17 protein-coding genes are annotated in these 17679 nt (G+C 39.4%); 1 reads left to right on the top strand and 16 read right to left on the bottom strand.

The genetic code is table 11. The features are described 5' to 3' along the window. Positions 1-106: 106 nt before the first annotated feature. The 14 genes from FC85_RS05880 to pdhA form a co-directional block, all read right to left on the bottom strand. Positions 107-583, bottom strand: coding sequence for a ComE operon protein 2 (locus tag FC85_RS05880; protein WP_057864620.1), 477 nt, complete (start codon positions 581-583; stop codon positions 107-109). A 49-nt stretch (positions 584-632) separates the two neighbouring features. Beyond that, positions 633-1376 carry a helix-hairpin-helix domain-containing protein gene (locus FC85_RS05875; protein WP_057864619.1) on the bottom strand — a complete coding sequence of 248 codons (744 nt, stop codon included), beginning with the start codon at positions 1374-1376 and terminating at the stop codon, positions 633-635. 183 nt (positions 1377-1559) lie between these two features. Further along, positions 1560-2606, bottom strand: a complete 1047-nt coding sequence (locus FC85_RS05870; RefSeq protein ID WP_057864618.1) for a SepM family pheromone-processing serine protease — start codon at positions 2604-2606, stop codon at positions 1560-1562. 15 nt (positions 2607-2621) lie between these two features. Then, positions 2622-3098 carry a pantetheine-phosphate adenylyltransferase gene (coaD, locus tag FC85_RS05865; protein ID WP_057864617.1) on the bottom strand — a complete coding sequence of 159 codons (477 nt, stop codon included), beginning with the start codon at positions 3096-3098 and terminating at the stop codon, positions 2622-2624. Further along, a complete protein-coding gene (gene rsmD / locus FC85_RS05860; RefSeq protein WP_057864616.1) occupies positions 3095-3661 on the bottom strand; it encodes a 16S rRNA (guanine(966)-N(2))-methyltransferase RsmD in 567 nt (188 codons plus the stop codon). Before rsmD ends, coaD begins: the two co-directional genes overlap by 4 nt. Positions 3662-3672: 11 nt before the next feature. Beyond that, positions 3673-3966 carry a DUF2129 domain-containing protein gene (locus tag FC85_RS05855; protein ID WP_057864615.1) on the bottom strand — a complete coding sequence of 98 codons (294 nt, stop codon included), beginning with the start codon at positions 3964-3966 and terminating at the stop codon, positions 3673-3675. Between the two features lie 23 nt (positions 3967-3989). After that, positions 3990-5159: an FtsW/RodA/SpoVE family cell cycle protein gene (locus FC85_RS05850; RefSeq protein ID WP_057864614.1), complete on the bottom strand. Its 1170-nt coding sequence runs from the start codon at positions 5157-5159 to the stop codon at positions 3990-3992. A gap of 331 nt (positions 5160-5490) precedes the next feature. Beyond that, entirely contained in the window at positions 5491-7338 is a 1848-nt protein-coding gene (gene typA / locus FC85_RS05845) for a translational GTPase TypA (RefSeq protein WP_057864613.1), read from the bottom strand. Positions 7339-7443: 105 nt separating this feature from the next. After that, a complete protein-coding gene (locus FC85_RS05840) occupies positions 7444-8223 on the bottom strand; it encodes an inositol monophosphatase family protein (RefSeq protein ID WP_057864612.1) in 780 nt (259 codons plus the stop codon). Further along, a complete protein-coding gene (locus FC85_RS05835; protein ID WP_057864611.1) occupies positions 8213-8512 on the bottom strand; it encodes a UPF0223 family protein in 300 nt (99 codons plus the stop codon). The genes FC85_RS05840 and FC85_RS05835 overlap by 11 nt, the downstream gene beginning before the upstream one ends. 687 nt (positions 8513-9199) lie before the next feature. Beyond that, positions 9200-10624 carry a dihydrolipoyl dehydrogenase gene (gene lpdA / locus FC85_RS05830; RefSeq protein ID WP_057864610.1) on the bottom strand — a complete coding sequence of 475 codons (1425 nt, stop codon included), beginning with the start codon at positions 10622-10624 and terminating at the stop codon, positions 9200-9202. 7 nt (positions 10625-10631) lie between these two features. Next, the gene (locus FC85_RS05825) at positions 10632-11957 is read right to left on the bottom strand and encodes a 2-oxo acid dehydrogenase subunit E2 (RefSeq protein ID WP_057864609.1); all 1326 of its coding nucleotides are present in this window, start codon (positions 11955-11957) and stop codon (positions 10632-10634) included. 34 nt (positions 11958-11991) lie between these two features. Continuing rightward, positions 11992-12969, bottom strand: a complete 978-nt coding sequence (locus tag FC85_RS05820; protein ID WP_057864608.1) for an alpha-ketoacid dehydrogenase subunit beta — start codon at positions 12967-12969, stop codon at positions 11992-11994. Positions 12970-12971: 2 nt separating this feature from the next. Then, positions 12972-14093 carry a pyruvate dehydrogenase (acetyl-transferring) E1 component subunit alpha gene (gene pdhA / locus FC85_RS05815; RefSeq protein WP_057864607.1) on the bottom strand — a complete coding sequence of 374 codons (1122 nt, stop codon included), beginning with the start codon at positions 14091-14093 and terminating at the stop codon, positions 12972-12974. 857 nt (positions 14094-14950) lie between these two features. On the opposite strand from pdhA, the gene def reads away from it, so the two are divergent. After that, the gene (gene def / locus FC85_RS05810) at positions 14951-15517 is read left to right on the top strand and encodes a peptide deformylase (RefSeq protein WP_057864606.1); all 567 of its coding nucleotides are present in this window, start codon (positions 14951-14953) and stop codon (positions 15515-15517) included. 583 nt (positions 15518-16100) lie between these two features. Here def and FC85_RS05805 read toward each other — a convergent pair. Together FC85_RS05805 and FC85_RS05800 are read right to left on the bottom strand one after the other, a co-directional pair. Beyond that, positions 16101-16343, bottom strand: a complete 243-nt coding sequence (locus tag FC85_RS05805) for a hypothetical protein (protein WP_057864605.1) — start codon at positions 16341-16343, stop codon at positions 16101-16103. Between the two features lie 786 nt (positions 16344-17129). Continuing rightward, positions 17130-17618 carry a hypothetical protein gene (locus FC85_RS05800; RefSeq protein WP_057864604.1) on the bottom strand — a complete coding sequence of 163 codons (489 nt, stop codon included), beginning with the start codon at positions 17616-17618 and terminating at the stop codon, positions 17130-17132. Between the last annotated feature and the right edge of the window lie 61 nt (positions 17619-17679).

The raw sequence follows: 17679 nt of genomic DNA, 5'->3' as shown, positions 1-17679 counted from the left end.
AGGATCAAAATTGACAACAGTATACCAAATATGATGCGATTACTATAAATAATGCCACTTAGGAGCAATATCGTTAATGCTGGAAAAATCAGCCAATTTTTAATGATTAATCAGATAAATAGGAATCAAACGGAACCTGCTGCATGTCCGTCTGAGTTAATGTGATTTTATTGAGTTCAATATTCTTTAATTTGATGAGCTTTTGAGCATAATCATCGTTATGATAATTTCGCAAGTAATTAATTTTACGAATACCGGCTTGTAATAGCATCTTGGTACATTGCAGACATGGAAAATCAGTGACATAAATCTCTGCATTATCAGTGCTTTCACCAAATTTTGCGCACTGCAGAATTGCGTTCATTTCAGCATGAATTGTTCGGACGCAATGACCATCGACCAAATAACAGCCAACATCAATACAGTGATCATCACCAGCAACCGACCCATTGTAACCACCAGCGATAATTCGCTTATCCCTAACAATAACGGCCCCCACTGATAATCGCTCACATGTGCTTCTCGACGCTAATAAGACCGCTTGGAGCATAAAGTACTGATCCCATTTGATTCGCTTATCCATATATTTCACCTTCCATGATGTAAATCATATCTCAAAATCGTCAATTCAGCTACACACAAATTGATGACTTTAGGTTATCAAATGTTTTGTCACCAAACCCAGGGACATCCTTTAATTCTTCAATTCGTTTAAATTGTCCATGGGCTTGTCGATAGGCAATAATTTGATCTGCCTTTTTCTCACCAATACCATTTAACTCCTGCAGTTTTGTTTTGTCAGCTGTGTTTAAATTGATCTGCTGCTCGTTTCCAGAAGATGCAGTCGTAACGTCTTGGGAATCACCGGTTTGACTTTCCGACGTCGCTGAAGCTGCCGAAGCCTGTGGGCCGGGATTGGTTGAAGTAACAGGATTGCCTTTCACTTCTCCCCTAATTGGAACGTAAACTACCTGCTGATCAGATAACTTTTGGGCCAGGTTAATGTGCTTACGATCAGCCGAATGATTATAACCGCCAGCTAGATTAATCGCGTCAACGACCCGCATATTAGCATTGATTTGATAAACGCCAGGATTTTTAACGGCTCCTTTCACATCAACATACATTTGCTGATTGGCCGTACTACTACTTGGCTCAGGTGAGCGGGAGCCTTCCTCAGTTGAGGCAACCGAAGTCGAAGACGATTCGCTAGACGAGATTGAATTAGCAAAACCATTCTGATCATCTAGTGTCGCCGCTGACTGTCGATGAAAAGTCATCACTCCAATAATAATGATGAAAATAACAATTACTGATATTAAGCCAATAAGAACCTGATTAAGATGCTCATCAATATATTCCCGAATCCTATTCATACTGTTCCTCCCTTCTAAAGTATAGGTACGCAAAAAAAGGTTAAAACTCTTTGGATAGTTTTAACCCTTTTCGCTAATTTCGTGTTTTAAATTGATGATCCGATTACTGGCTTAAGTAAAACATCTTAACTACCACTTAGTTTGGACGACTAACAATTAACTTTGATTGCTTCAAATTAACCTTTACTTTGTCTGGAATTGCTGCAGTGAAGAAACAGTCTGAGAAAAGCTCTTAACAGGAATAACTTTCATTGAAGGTGCATATTTTTTGGCAGTGGCTTTGGCTAATTGGTAATTGGTCTGATGACCGGGTTCCAACTTCAAAATCGATTTTGTAGGTTTAATGTAAGGGGCAAGGAAAATTTTTGCGCCATTCTTTTTAGCGGCAATGATTTTCTTATCAATTCCCCCGATTTCACCAACGTTGCCTTGAGCATCAACCGTTCCAGTTCCAGCAACTTTTTGACCATGACGTAAATTGGAATTAGTCAGCTGACTGTAAATCTGAAGTGAGAACATCAGACCACCCGAAGGTCCACCCACCTGTCCGGGATTCACCTTAATTGGAACCCCGGTTGTCACTTTGACATCATCCGTTAGCGTTATACCAATACCCGCTCGATGCTTGGCAATCTTAATTAACGGTGCAGTTACTTGATGATCCTTGCCATTTCGTCGATACTCAACGGTGACCCGTTGCCCCAGCTTTTGTTTCTTAACATAATTGACAAACCCATTCGAACTATTAAATTTATGATCATTAATCCTAACAACCACGTCACCAACTTTTAACCGATGATAAAACTTGGACTTCTTCTGAATATCAAGCACGTATATGCCGTTATACGTCCGCTTAACTGATTGGTGAGCATGCTTGTATGCTGTATAAATTGCTTCGCCAATCGAGCTTTCCATATAAAAATGTTGAACCTTATCATATTCTTTCATGTCCTGACCAGCCGTAATATTCTCGTCTGACTCAACAGAATAATATGGACTTAATTTAGCATATAGATATGTAACCGGTCTTGCCTGCATAATACTAACCGAGGTCAGCATAAACATTCCCTTATGCTTGTCAGGGTGATTCTTAATTGCAACAATTTTACTTAAATCAGAGGCATCGCCAGGTCCTTCAATATAATTAGGCAATGGCCAAAAAAGCCCCGCTAGGAAAACAACAAGCGCAATTCCCAGGAGTACATATTTTTTATATCCAGTTTTTCGCATAATCCACCAACTTTATTATTGAAATTTAGATTGTAACGCTATCGCAACCTGTTCAGGGACAAAATGACTCACATCACCATGAAATTTTGCGATTTCTTTAATCATGCTGGATGAAAAGTCACGATAATTTGCCGCTGTTGGGATAAAAATGGTTTGAACTTTGGCATCCAATTGCTCGTTTAATCCGGCAATTGCAAGTTCAGAGTCAATGTCCGAACTGCCACGTACCCCACGAATTAAAACGTCGGCCCCCATTTGTTCGGCGAAATTAACGGTTAATTCATGCGAAGAAACAACGGTCACATTTTTAAAAGCCTGCAACGCTTCTTTTGCAAAACGAGTCCGCTCCTCGATTGAAAAGAGCGCGTGTTTACTTGTATTAATGCTAATTGTGACAATTACACGATCAAAAATTCGACTTGCACGTCTAATAACATCAACATGCCCCAAAGTAATGGGGTCAAAACTTCCCGCATATAATCCACTTGTCATTGCATATTCTCCATTTGATAGTTATAAATAACCAGATTAGTTAATCCATAATTCTTTCTTTTTATGGCTTTGAACCGTCCATCTTCAGTCGGCAGATCAGTTTGGTTGTCCGTTTCACAGATCACTACGGCTTGATCAGATAGTAACTTTAATTCTGTTAATAACGATAACGTATCAATAATCCGTTGTTTCTTATATGGGGGGTCTAAAAATACCATATCGAAGGTCATCTGACGATCAGCTAACTGTTTTAAAACCGCATCAGCACTTCCTTTAATAACTTCAAACTGGTCTTGAGCATGAATTTTATCAATATTTTCTTTAATTGCCTTGATGGCTTGAAATTGACGATCAACTAATACGGCCTTGCTCATTCCTCGGGAAACTGCTTCAATTCCAACCGCGCCAGATCCTGCAAATAAATCGAGAAAGACGCCACCATTAAAGTATGGTCCTGTCATACTAAATAAAGACTCTTTTACTTTATCAGTTGTTGGTCGTGTTTTGTCACTCTTTACCGGACTTAATCGAATACCACCATATTCACCAGATACAATTCGCATCATTTACCTCGTTAATTTTCAAAATCTTCATCAAATCGATCATCATCATCTTGACCATTAGAGTCATTATCAGCTACCTTACTTAAAAGCTCGTTCAGATGGGAGGGCACAACCTGTTTAACGTAATTTTGAGCAGTTAACTTTTTAATTACCTCGTCCTCTTGGTTCAAACTGACATATAACAGCGCATACCGCATTCTCTTGGAAACATAGTATAGCCGACCAAATGATCTTAGATTTCGAGAATGTTTCAAGGAATGTAAATAAACAATCAATCCTTCAGTTGGTTGAATTTCAAATGCCAATGGCCCTTCATCTCCTTTAACTTCTATCTTACAGCAGCCATTTTCAATTCGTGTCGCGCTTGCTTTTGCCGACCACTAATGTTTAATACCAGACCCAAGCAAAGGGAAAGCGTTAAAATGCTAGATCCCCCATAGCTAATAAATGGAAAAGTCACACCGGTAATTGGCAAGATGCCTAAGACACCGCCCATATTGAACAATGCTTGGATGGTTAAATAAGTTGCAGTACCATAGCAGATCAAGCTTTGATACGTATCATTGCTCCGAACACCAATTAAAACAATTCGGGTGACAATCAGAGCCAGCATCGCCAAAACACAAACTGCTGCAACGGCTCCTAATTCTTCCGTCAAAATTGCCATTATAAAATCAGTATTCGGTTCTGGTAAATAACCCGTTTTTTGAATACTGTTTCCGAGCCCTACCCCAAACAAACCACCGTTACTAATCGCATAATATGAATTAACCAATTGTTGGCCAGCACCAGTTGCATGACCAAATGGATTGGTAAACGCGATTATTCGCTGTAGCTGGTAAGAATCACTTACTTTTGATAATGGCACCAAAACAAACTTGATGATTGCAGCAATCAGTGCAATACAGCCAAAAATACCTGCCAATCCCTTTTTCCACGAAATACCACTGGTCATCAAAATGATGAAAGCAATCGCAAAATTGATCGCAGCTCCACCAGCATCTGGTTGCATGAATATTAGTAAAAGTAAAATTGTTGTTCTCACCATAGTGGGCCAAAGCTCATGCCACCAATTTTGTGAAGATAATGAAATAATATCCTGCTTTTGGTCGATAACATTAGCTAATCGAATAATCAGAAAGAACTTCACAAATTCTGCGGGCTGAATGCTAAGAGGTCCCAGTCGAATCCAACCAGCGGCCCCATTGATTGTTTCGCCAACTAATAATAAATAGCACAAAATAACAAACAAGGCAATTTCAAATCCCAATAAAAGCGTTTTGTTACGTAACTTATTGATATTTAAAGCCGTCATCATACAAACGATCACAAAACCAATTCCAGTAAAAATTAGCTGTTTAATTAAATATCCAAACGGACTACCACCATTTTGAACACCAATGTTGGCACTGGCCGAATAGACCATAATTACTCCAATAGTACTCATAATGAGATAAGGAATAAAAATTAAATAATCAATATTTCTTAAGCGGTTCATTGATTCCACTCCAATTTATGCGCAATATGTAAATGCATTGGTTTACATTATAGCATAAAGTAAGTTATCGTCCTTGTACGCCTTAAAGAATTAATCGAGTCTTAAAAAGAAGTCTGGTTAGCTATACCATTTGACAAAATCTTTGTTTCTAAAGCTCACCTTTATCGATAAATTATTAACATAACAGCAAAAAAGCCAACCACAAATGTAGTTAGCTCCCTTGTTAATGTTTTTTATTTATTTAACCAGTCATCAGTTATTGAAAAAAGAGTTTACCAATAATCAAGGAAAGATAACTAACGTCAGTACTAACTAACAAGTCAGTCATATTTTAGTTATGCTTCTTTCGCTTGGCATCCTTTTCACGTGAATTAGTGTTAAGAATCTTTTTACGAAGACGAATGAAATGAGGTGTTACTTCACACAACTCATCCGTGTTCAAAAATTCAAGTGACTCTTCAAGTGATAAATGAGTAGGTGTCTTAATTCGTGCCATATCATCAGAACCAGCAGCACGAACGTTGGTTAAGTTCTTACCCTTTGTAATATTAACCGTAATGTCATTTTCACGGTTATTTTCGCCAACGATCATTCCTTCATAAACTTCGGTACCTGGATCAATCAATAAGGTACCACGACTTTCAATTCCCATCATGGCATAGGTGGTGGCCTTACCATCATTCATTGAAACCAAAGTTCCCTTTGTCCGACCAGGATTCCAGCCTTTGATAACCGGGAGATACTTCTCGAAAGTATGGTTCATAATCCCATAGCCACGCGTTAATGATAAGAATTCAGTTGAATATCCGATCAATCCACGTGAAGGTGCTAAGAAGGTTAAACGAGTTTGACCATTATCAGTCGTTTCCATATTTTGCATTTCTGCTTTTCGTTGTGAAAGCGTATCGATAATTGAACCTGTATATTCGTCAGGTGTGTCAATCTGAACAGATTCAAATGGTTCGCTCATTTGACCATCAATTTCACGATAAATAACTTCCGGACGTGATGCTTGTAATTCAAATCCTTCACGGCGCAATGTCTCAATTAAAATTGACAAATGCAATTCCCCACGACCAGAGACAGTCCAAGCACCTGGTTGATCAGTATCTTCAACTCGTAATGAAACATCAGTATGAAGTTCACGCTTCAGACGATCACCCAACTGGCGAGCAGTCACAAACTTACCATCCGTGCCGGCAAATGGTGATGTATTGGTTCCAAAAGTCATTTGCAGCGTTGGCGCATCAATTCGTAAAATTGGCAAAGCTTCAGGCGTATGAGGATCAACCACTGTTTCACCAACATTAATTTCTTCCATACCGGAAACTGCGATCAAATCACCGGCCTTTGCTTCATTAATATCAACTTTCTTAAGACCGATGAATCCCATTAACTTAGTAACTCGGAAGTTCTTCTTCGATCCATCTAATTTCATAACCGTAACGTTGTCGCCAACTTTAATCCGACCACGGAAAATTCGGCCAATTCCGATACGACCAACAAAATCGTTGTAATCAAGTAAGGCAACTTGGAATTGAAGTGGTTCTTCAGAGTTATCAATTGGCGCTGGAATATCCTTAATAATCGTATCAAAGATTGGCTTCATTGTATGCGCTTGGGTGCTAATATCAGAATCATAGCTTGAAGTCCCGTTCATTGCTGAAGCATAAACAACTGGGAAGTCCAATTGTTCCTCATCAGCACCTAATTCAATAAACAAGTCCAGCACTTCATCAACAACTTCTTCAGGACGAGCACCTTCACGGTCAACCTTATTAATAACCACGATTGGGGTTAAATGTTGTTCCAAAGCCTTTTTCAAAACAAATCGGGTTTGAGGCATTGTCCCTTCAAAAGCATCAACGACCAGTAAAACACCATCGACCATTCGCATGATTCGCTCAACTTCACCACCGAAGTCCGCATGTCCTGGGGTATCCAAAATGTTAATTTGTTTGTCCCCATATTTAACAGCCGTATTCTTTGAAAGAATGGTGATACCTCGTTCTCTTTCAATTGCGTTCGAGTCAAGGGCCCGATCCTCAATTTGAGTATGTGCGGCCAAAGTGTCTGATTGTTTCAATAATTCATTAACCAAAGTTGTCTTACCGTGGTCAACGTGGGCGATAATTGCAATATTGCGAATGTCGTTACGTGTTTTTAATTTTGTATCCAAGTCGTTTGCTTCCCTTCATTAATAAGTTCTTACCGAAGATAACACATCTTAATGTATTTTCATATCTATTTGCATAAAAAAACTGTGACAACCGTCACAGTATGACTATTGACTTACAATTGTAAGAATGTCTCGATGTGCATTTCGTGTTGCTAACAATACCGGTTCTGATGATAACACACCTAACTGCTTTCCGTCAATAGTTGTCATTTCAAGTCCAGCAACATCGCATAGAATTCTGCCGGCCCCAAAATCCCACGGTTTCAGATAAGAAATATACCCCACCAATTCTCCTCTGAGCACCGAAATAATGTCGATTCCTGCACTGCCATAAATCCTCATTCCCAGCGACTTTTGAGCAATATCAACCATATTAAACGTGTTATGCAGCACCAACGGTCCGCTAAGCCCAATCAGCCCATTAGAAAGTGGCGTATCAACCACCTCTGCCAACGGGTGACCATTGTCAAACACACCAAGTGCCGGCCCGCCAGATAACAGTCGATTTCCGATCACGTCTAAAATATAGCCGAGAACACCTTCACCATCGACGTAAAGCGCAATCATAATTGCAAAATGATTGCGCTGCTTCACAAAATTCATTGTGCCGTCAATTGGGTCAACAATCCAAACCTGACCTTCAGTGGACACAACCTTGTCCCCAAAACCTTCCTCACCAAGAATACGAGATTCAGGATCAAAATCTCGAATCTTTGAAACTAAAAACTGTTCGTTTTGCTTATCAATGTTGGTCACTAGATCCTTACGACTAGTCTTAGTATTTACTGTCAATCGCGTATCAATTTTCCGTAAAACATTGTCACGAGATTCCCGCAACCAACTCTTAACCGTCTTATCAATCTCTTTTATTTCATCAATTTCCATTTTTTGCCCCATACACCTTAATTATTTTATTATCATTCCGGTCAGCAGTCTTGATAACTTGAAAAGCATCGTAACCAGACTGCTCTTTAAACTCACGCTCCAGCTGTCTTTGTTCCATCTTCGAAGGAATGATTCGTTTAAAAGCGTTATAAGCCGTCATAAATTTTGGCCGCGGAATTCCAGAAGAATTTTCATATGCTTCTTCAATACTCTGATAAAAATCAGTCAAAATCACAATTTCATCAACATTCAACCCGTCTATTAATGGGTACTCATATTCTTGACTCATTTAACCAACTCCAATCAGTTAAGTAAATAACCATCATCTCATAGCTCGATAAATTCATTCATGGCTTAATTATAGAATAGATTCTGACTTTGTGAAATAAAAATTGTCGTGTTCAATAAATAAAGCCGCGACACCTCAAAAGAGTTTTTAGATATCCGTTTATATCTTGTAAGTCTGATAAAACAAAGTCAGAAAACAACAAGCACTCAAATCTGGTAAATAAACGCAGCAATCATTGTAGTTCTCAAAAACCAGAGTGGGCCAGCAAGCGGTTAGCTCCCAGAATATAAGCCCCCTGACTTGATATTCCCGGTTTTGGAATATTAAGTCAGGGGGCTTATATGGCCGGGGGCTGCTTGCTGGTCCACGTTTTAGCTAAGTAACAAGTTTCAGCGAGATATTCTGAATTTGAATATTTGGATAATCCGATTACACGACTGGAAGTTGCCTTTTATCCCGCGTTTTTGCCTGGTAACAATCGTGATTACACAAAACGGGACCGGACAAAATTACTTTTGTCTCAGCCTCGATATTTCTATGAATTGCTATCCTTTGGACATCATCCTCAACATGACACAAAAAAGACCCAGTTAGTGAAACTGAATAAAATCAGTTTTCTAACCAAGTCTAATTTTAACTTATTTAACCAGCAAGCTATTGATAAATCAGTAGCCAACGTATTGTTATCTAAATATGAGTTGGGAAGCCAAGTGCAACATCAGCGGCTTCTTGAATTGGCTCGCTCAAGGTTGGATGTGGATGAATTGTTAAGGCAATATCTTCAACGTTCATTCGGCCGTTAACTGCCAAACTAAGTTCAGCAATTAAATCACTGGCACCTGGGCCAACAACTTCGCCGCCAAGAATTGTCTTATCATCCTTAGTGTAAATTAAACGAACAAACCCTTCAGCTTCATCCAGTGAAACTGCTCGAGCATTTCCTGCAAATGGGAATTTGGCAGTTGCAACTTCAACGCCTTTATCCTTTGCTTGTGCCTGAGTCATCCCAACAACGGCCATCTCTGGGTCAGTGAAGCAAACTCCTGGAACGCCAATATAATCATTAGCAGTGTTCTTGCCGGCAATTGCACCAGCAGCAACTTTTCCTTGGAAGAATGCCTTATGAGCTAGAGCAGGTCCTGAAGCAATGTCACCAATTGCAAAGATATGCGGTGAATCGGTCCGACCTTGTTCATCAGTTTGAACAATGCCATGATCGTCTAGTTTAACCTTGGTGTATTCCAAACCAAGATCATCTGTATTTGGACGACGGCCAACCGTTACCATGCAGTAATCAGCCTTAACCGTTGTTTCCTTACCATCAACTTCATAGGTAACACTGACTGATTGATCGTCTTGAACCGCTTTCTTAGCAGTTGCGCTGGTGACAACATCAACGCCCTTCTTTTTCAAGCTCTTCAAAACAACTGAAACCATATCTTTACTGAACCCAGCAAGGATTGATGGTAAACCTTCAATAATCGTGACATGGGAACCCAAGTTTGCATATGCGCCGGCTAATTCAGTCCCAACATAGCCACCACCAATAACAACAAACTCTTTTGGAATTTCCGGTAGGTTCAAGCCGCCGGTTGAGTCAACCACTCGACCTTCGAACTTAAATCCAGGAATTTCAATTGGATGAGAGCCAGAGGCAATAATCAAATTATCAAATTGAATTGTTGTCCCGGTGTTTGTTGACATAAATTGTTGTGGTCCAACCGGCATTACCCGTAATTGCGTATCACTATCCAAAACAGCTTCGCCTTGGATAATTTCAACCTTATGCTTATTTAAAAGCATCTTGACACCACTTGTCATTCGATCAACAACTTTTTTCTGTTTCCAATCTTGCGTCTTTTTGAAATCAATCGTTGCAGGTTGCGTGGTAATTCCGTATGTCGACGCATCATTTGCTTCTTGAAAACGATGTCCGGCTTGAATTAGTGCCTTGGAAGGAACACAACCAACGTTTAAGCAAACACCACCAAGGGTATCTGATTTTTCAATCAAGGTTACCTTTTGTCCTAATTCGGATGCTCGGATTGCGGCAACGTACCCACCAGGGCCAGCTCCGATGATAACTGTTTCTTTCTTTTCAACATCAGCCATTATTCGATCATCCCTCCATCAAAAGCATATCTGGATCATGAAGCAACTTGTTCATCAAATTCAAGGCGTTTTGAGCAAGCGCACCATCAATCAATCTGTGATCATAACTTAACGAAAGCTTCAACATATTGCCAACTTTAATTTCGCCATCTTCAGGATCAACATATGGTTCCTTAGCAATTTTACCAACACCAAGAATAGCAACTTCAGGTTGGTTGATAACTGGTGTGAACCAGCCACCACCAATTGAGCCGACATTACTAATGGTAATTGAACCACCACTCATCTTATCTGCAGATAACTTGTTATCATAAGCTGCTTGAGTATTTTCAGTGATTTCCTTGGCAATCTCAAACATACCCTTTGCATCAGCATTCTTGATATTTGGTACATACAAGCCATCATCAGTATTGGTAGCAATCCCAATATTGTAATAATGCTTGTAAACAATTTCTTGCGTGCTGTCATCAATTGATGCATTAAACTCAGGGTATTGTTTCATAACAGCAACCAAAGCTTTAACAATATATGGCAGGAATGTCAAATGAATGTCACGGTCTTTGGCAATTTCCTTGTATCTCTTTCGGTTAGCCATTAAAGCAGTCACTTCAACGTCATCAAATGACGTAACGTGAGGTGCAATATCTTTAGAGCTTCGCATTGACTTGGCAATGATCTTTCTCATCATCGACATTGGTTCACGAGTTTCAAGTTCTGGCTGACTTGACTTGTATGGCTTAATTGGGCCGCCAGTTGCTTTTGCAGCTGCTGGTGCTGGACCGGCGGCTGGTGCAGCTGGTGTTGCAGCGGGCGCAGCAGCAGGGTTAAAGTTATCAACATCAGCTTTAGTTACCTGACCATGATTACCAGTTGCAGGAACTGCGGTGATATCGACACCTTCATCACGAGCATATTGACGAACAGATGGCATCGCCTTAACTAATTTATCCGGATTGGCAGCAGCTGGTGTTCCGCCAGTTGGTGCAGCAGCAACCGGTGCAGCAGCTGGTGCAGGTGCTGCCTCTTTTGCCGGTTCAGGCGCTGCTTCTTCTTTTGCCGGAGCAGCAGCTGGTGCAGTACCGCCGGTATCTGGAGAACCATCATCAATGACAACTAACACATCACCGACTTCGGCAGTCTCTCCTTCTTGTTTTTCAATTGATTTAACAGTTCCGGCCACTGGAGAAGGTAATTCTTGAACGGACTTGTCGTTTTGAATTTCAACAACAGGATCGTCTTCCTTAATTTTGTCGCCTGGTTTTACCAACCATGATGCAACTTCACCTTCGGCCATTCCTTCTCCAAGCTCTGGGAGTTTAAATTCATAAGCCATGGGGTCTAACTTCCTTTCTATACCAATTAGAATTTTAGTAGTTTAAAATTTCGCGAACCTTTGCTTCAATATCATCAGCATTTGGTAGCCAATCATTTTCAGCCATTGCAAATGGGAAGATACTGTCAGGTGCGGCAACTCGGCCAATTGGTGCATCCAATGACATAATGTCGTTTTCAGCAATTGCTGATGCAACTTGAGCACCAACACCGGCCATCTTTTGAGCTTCTTGGGCGATAACTACTTTATGAGTCTTATCAATTGAAGCAAAAATTGTAGCAGTATCAATTGGTGATAATGATCGTAAATCAATCACTTCAACTGAAATGTTCTCTTTTTCTAATTTATCAGCTACTTTGAGTGCTTCATTTACTTCAGCACTGTAAGCAACAATTGTGATGTCAGATCCCTCACGAGCTACCTTTGCTTTATCTAGCGGTACTGTATAGTGACCTTCTGGAACTTCATCTTTCATTGAACGATAGAGTTTCAAGTTTTCCATGAACAGAACCGGGTCATTATTTTCAACGGCTGAGATAACCATGCCTTTAGCATCGTATGGATTAGCAGGTGTAACCACTCGCAATCCTGGAATACCAACAAACATGTTCTCAAGTGAATCACCGTGAAGTTCAGCAGTATGCGTACCACCACCAAATGGTGTTCTAATTGTAATTGGCATCGAAACGTCGCCTGACATTCTGAAACGGTTACGTGACATTTGGCCGCCAATTGAGTCAACAGCTTCCATTGTGAATCCCATAAATTGAATTTCTGGAATTGGACGCCAACCGGTTAAAGCTAATCCAATTGATAATCCTAAAATTCCTGATTCAGCTAATGGTGTATCGAATACACGGTCGGTTCCGAATTTATCTTGAAGGCCTTGAGTGGTTCGGAACACACCACCATTTTTACCAACATCTTCACCGAAAATCAGCGTCTTAGGGTCTTCTTGTAACACTTGATCTAATCCATCAGTGATTGCCTTAATATACGTTAATTTAGCCATGATTACTTCGACTCCTTTGCTTGAAATTTCTCAATGTCGGCTGCTACATCTGGGGTTGGTACTTCAAATGTGTGCTTCAAGAAGTCACTAACCTTCTGCTTAGGAGCAGCTTCAGCATCTTTCATTGCTTGCTTAAATTCATCTTTATATTGAGCCACTAACTTGTCTTCTTTGTCTTGATCCCAAAGTTTCTTGTCAGTGAGCACTTTTCGTAATCGAATAAGTGGATCTTTGTCGAACCATGGCTTTTCTTCTTCCTTAGTTCGGTAACGGCTTGGATCATCACCCGCAGAACTGTGGGCACCGAAACGATATGTCAAAGTTTCAACTAAGACTGGTCCATTACCTGCAACTGCGAAGTCACGAGCATCCTTTGCAACCAAGTATGTTGCTAAAATATCCATTCCATCAACTTGAACACCCGGAACACCAGAAGCAACACCCTTTTGAGCTAACGTTTCAGCAGCAGTTTGTGTCTTACGTGGTACTGAAATTGCCCAGCCATTATTTTGAACAAAGAATACAGCAGGTGCTTGGAATGAACTTGCAAAGTTGATTCCTTCATAGAAGTCACCCTGTGACGTCCCACCATCACCAGTAAATGCATAGGCAACCGTATCTTTTTCACCGTTCTTCTTGATACCAAGAGCGGCACCAGCCATTTGAACATATTGAGCACCAATAATAATTTGTGGGATCCATGCACGTACACCACGTCTTACATAGTCATAGCATTGATAGTGACCTTTGGACCACAGATAACCCTCTTTAACGGTTGCACCGTGTTGGATTAATTGTGGTAAATCACGATATGCAGGGAATAGATAATCCTGTTTCTTCATTGCGTGAGCAATTCCCATTTCGGAAGCTTCCTCACCGTAAGTAGGAGCATAGAAACCTAAACGGCCTTGACGTGAAAAGTTCATTGTTTGTTCGTGCAATGCACGTTCCCAAACCATCTTTTCCATCAAATTAACTAAATCGTCATCGCTGAAACGGTCAAACAATTCTTTGTTTACAATTTTCCCGTTTTCATCAATTAATTGAACCGGTTTCTTGTATGGATCGCTCATCGTCGATTTGATGTGTCCAAAATCAACAACATGCTTACTGTTTGCTGCCATAGATAACACTTTCCTTTCCTTGAAGCTAGACTTGTGATGTACAAATAGATCTCTTCTAAACCACAACTCAAATTTAGCATTTTTCTCCGACGTTTGCAAGCCCTTACATTGTTGTGAAACCAAGTTTTTCTATTGTTCATGAAATCGATAGAAAATGAGAGTGAAACCGCGTGGGAGAGTAGTGTTTGTGAATTTCTTAATCAATCATTAATCCAGAACCGATTCGTTTGTAAAACACGCTGGTTTGCAAGAAAAATGTCAACTCCCTTTTAACGTAAAAATATCATTCCTAAGTTTTTTTGTTCCTGACGTCCTTATTCAAAAGAACAAAAAATCTAGCTACTTTATCAACATCCTAATGGAAACAAAAACTATTAAAGATTTAGTCCCAAAAAACACTATACTTAATAGGTAACACTTTAAATAAAACTTTTTCAATTCACGGTATCATTGCCCATCAGCTTTTTCCAAGCATGCCCGGTAAGATCGCTAATTAACCCAACCTCAACCAAGATCATTGAGACTAATCCGTTAAATAAAATCAAGTCCCCCTTTGGTCAGTTTAGAAATCTTTAGAATACTAAGAAACAGTTCATCAAATTTTTGTCTGACCCATCTTGGAAATCTAAGCCATCAGCAAATTTTTCAAAAGTGATTCAAAGCTAGGTAAGATCGATCATTTTTTCACATGACTTTTATGACGAATTGATGAGAAGTTGTTGAAAATACTTTCTGTGATTCTCATTAACAAGCAACCTACAATCGCCAAGTTTACACAGCGAACATAGTTTTTTTTCGAAAATTAGGATAAAATAGTCCTTAGCAGAAATTTCTAAATTTATTCGGAGGTACTTGAATTGTTTTTAATGAAAGATATTGTTCGAGATGGTGATCCGGTTCTTCGACAACAAGCGAAGAAAGTCGCCTTTCCACTCAGTAACGAAGATCGACAATTAGCTCATGACTTAATGGAATACCTTGAAGTCAGTCAAAATCCAGAATTATGTGAAAAATACAAGCTGCGAGCTGGCGTTGGTTTAGCTGCACCACAGGTTGGTGTTTCAGAAATGATGGCTTCCGTTCTTGTTCCCAGTGAAGATGAAAATCAAAAAGATAAACCACTTTTTAAAGATGTCATTATTAATCCTTTAATTGTCTCCAACTCTGTTCAACGAGGCGCACTAACAGAAGGTGAAGGCTGCCTCTCAGTTGATAAGGATATTCAAGGTTATGTTCATCGTGCCGCACGAATCACATTAAAATATCAAGATATTAGTGGTAAGGAACATAAAGTTCGGTTAAAAAATTATCCCGCTATCGTTTGCCAACATGAAATTGATCATTTACATGGCACTTTATTTTATGATCATATCAACAAAAATAATCCATTTGAGCGCGAAGATGACGAAATTTTTGTTTACTAGATTCATGATTTGTTGTCATTGACAACTGGCGTTAAAGAGCTTGAAAAGGGCGCTTAACTTTCATAGTAAAACCAAATTGTCCGAATATACTTCGAGTAGATGGTGGGATGAATCGGTTATACGACAGGAAGTTGCCTTTTATCTCATGTTTCCACTCGGCAATAGTCGTGATTACAAAAATAGGAGCTGAGACAAAATCAATTTTGTCTCAGCTCCATTTTTGTAATCACGACTATTACTGTATGTATAAGCGAGAAGGAAGTCAGCTCTCCTCGCTTTTATTCTAATAATTAGTGATCCTTGTCTGCAACCCCGACTTGAGTTTTCCCAATCAGTTTTGCAGGATTAAAAAACACCCCGCTACACACTTTTTGTAAGTAAATAATTTAATTTCCACACAATTGAAACGGAATGCGTCACTACCATTTTCAATAATACTCAAAGCTGCTTTATCCTGTTTGATTCAGATTTCATTTGGAAAAGCCTGAAAATTATCGTAAATAAAACAATTCTCAATGGAATTAAGGTCATATTTGCAGCCGGCAACGCTGCCGAACCTCGTCCTTTTTGCTGGTACTGTTTGTTACAAATAACTACCAATCGGCGTACTAATAAAAGCAAGTGACAAGCCCGTAACAAACGCAAGTGGACCGTCGATAATTTGACGAACTAATTGATTAATCAAAAACGTTAAAATACCGCTTATGGCGACAATTGAAAGACGCAACCCAATAGAAGAAGGGACTAATACTTTTATCGGATTTCTGATTTCAGGTAACAAGCCATGACCAAATTTCCAATCAGCAGCCCCATTCGGAATTCCCAACGTTTGGCTACCAACGTGCACCTATTGAATAATCATGAACGGCAGCCCCATGTCCATAACTGGCGCTAAAAGATTTAAACATATTACGACAATCATCAAATACTTAAAAATGGATTATCTAATAGGTAACGATATTCTTGTTTAAATTGCGTTATTTGTGATTCTCCCGTTTAAGATGATTGGGTAGACTATCAAACTGGTTAATCATAAAACTTCATTGGTTTGGACAATTTCAGAAATCCGAACGGCCACTATGCTCATCTCAACAACTGATGCCCAATAAATCAGCCTTAATTCCCGCAATTGATGCTCGTTTTGAAAAACTGTCAAAAATACATTGCAAACTAATTAAGATAAATTTTATGTCAACGATAACTGAATGAACCATATTTATTTACTATTTAAGTCATGCTGAACATTCGCAGGTATGTCGAAAGTTACGCTAATAATGCAAAAAGTCAAAAGACTTGATTCGAATCTGTTAACTTGGGAGAGTCGATTGAGCCAACAACTTATTTTGGGGGTAGCAACTATATAAAGCCGGAAAATAACCGGCTCTCGACTATCGCAAGAGACAATCCAAACTTTAATTACTTTAATTACTCAGTTAGTTAACAGATAATCATTATCTCTCATCACTATATGATTTATAATAACCATTCAAAAATGTAGGACAAAAAGCAGCTCTTGTTTGAAAACTACTTTTTTATCCTACATTGTTTGTTCAGTAATAACTGTGAGTCCCCCCAAAAAACATACTCGTCCCCAAATCGATAGTCAGCGGCATTACTTCAGCCTGCTTAAGTCATCAACATACTCGATCGTCGTTAAATTAATTAAATATGCCACATCAAAATGAAGGCGATCATCCAGTTGCCACATGTCGGTTACAACAAAGACCGGTGAATCGTTCTCCTTGATTCTGGCATGCATATGATGTGTATTGCCATAATCGGCCAGCGTCTGACTCAATAGTTGTTTTAAATTAGGAATTGAAGTTTGCACTTTGCTAACTGGAATGTGGTATTCAAAAGCCATAACGCCCCGTCCCCAGACATCCGCTATAAGCTCAGACTTTAAATCATCATTACCCAATGTTGCAATTTTATTAGTGTCAATCAGTTGCTTAATTGATGCATCCACTGCCTCATTTGAAACTCGTTGTGCCAACAATAATCGTTTCCTGCTTGGGCGGGTCACAAATAGATAATGAATTAGATTGTATACGGCAAATGCAGCAATTAAACCAATGACAATTTGAATCATTAATTCCATAAGTCAATCTCCATTTCTTTTCGTTAAGTTAATTCTACCATGAGAGTGGATTCGTATTTCG

The organism is Lentilactobacillus diolivorans DSM 14421 (genome assembly GCF_001434255.1).
In the GTDB taxonomy this organism is placed as follows: Bacteria; Bacillota; Bacilli; order Lactobacillales; family Lactobacillaceae; genus Lentilactobacillus; species Lentilactobacillus diolivorans.
The sequence above is the reverse complement of the archived record's forward strand: the minus strand, read 5'-3'. Positions and strand labels throughout refer to the sequence as shown.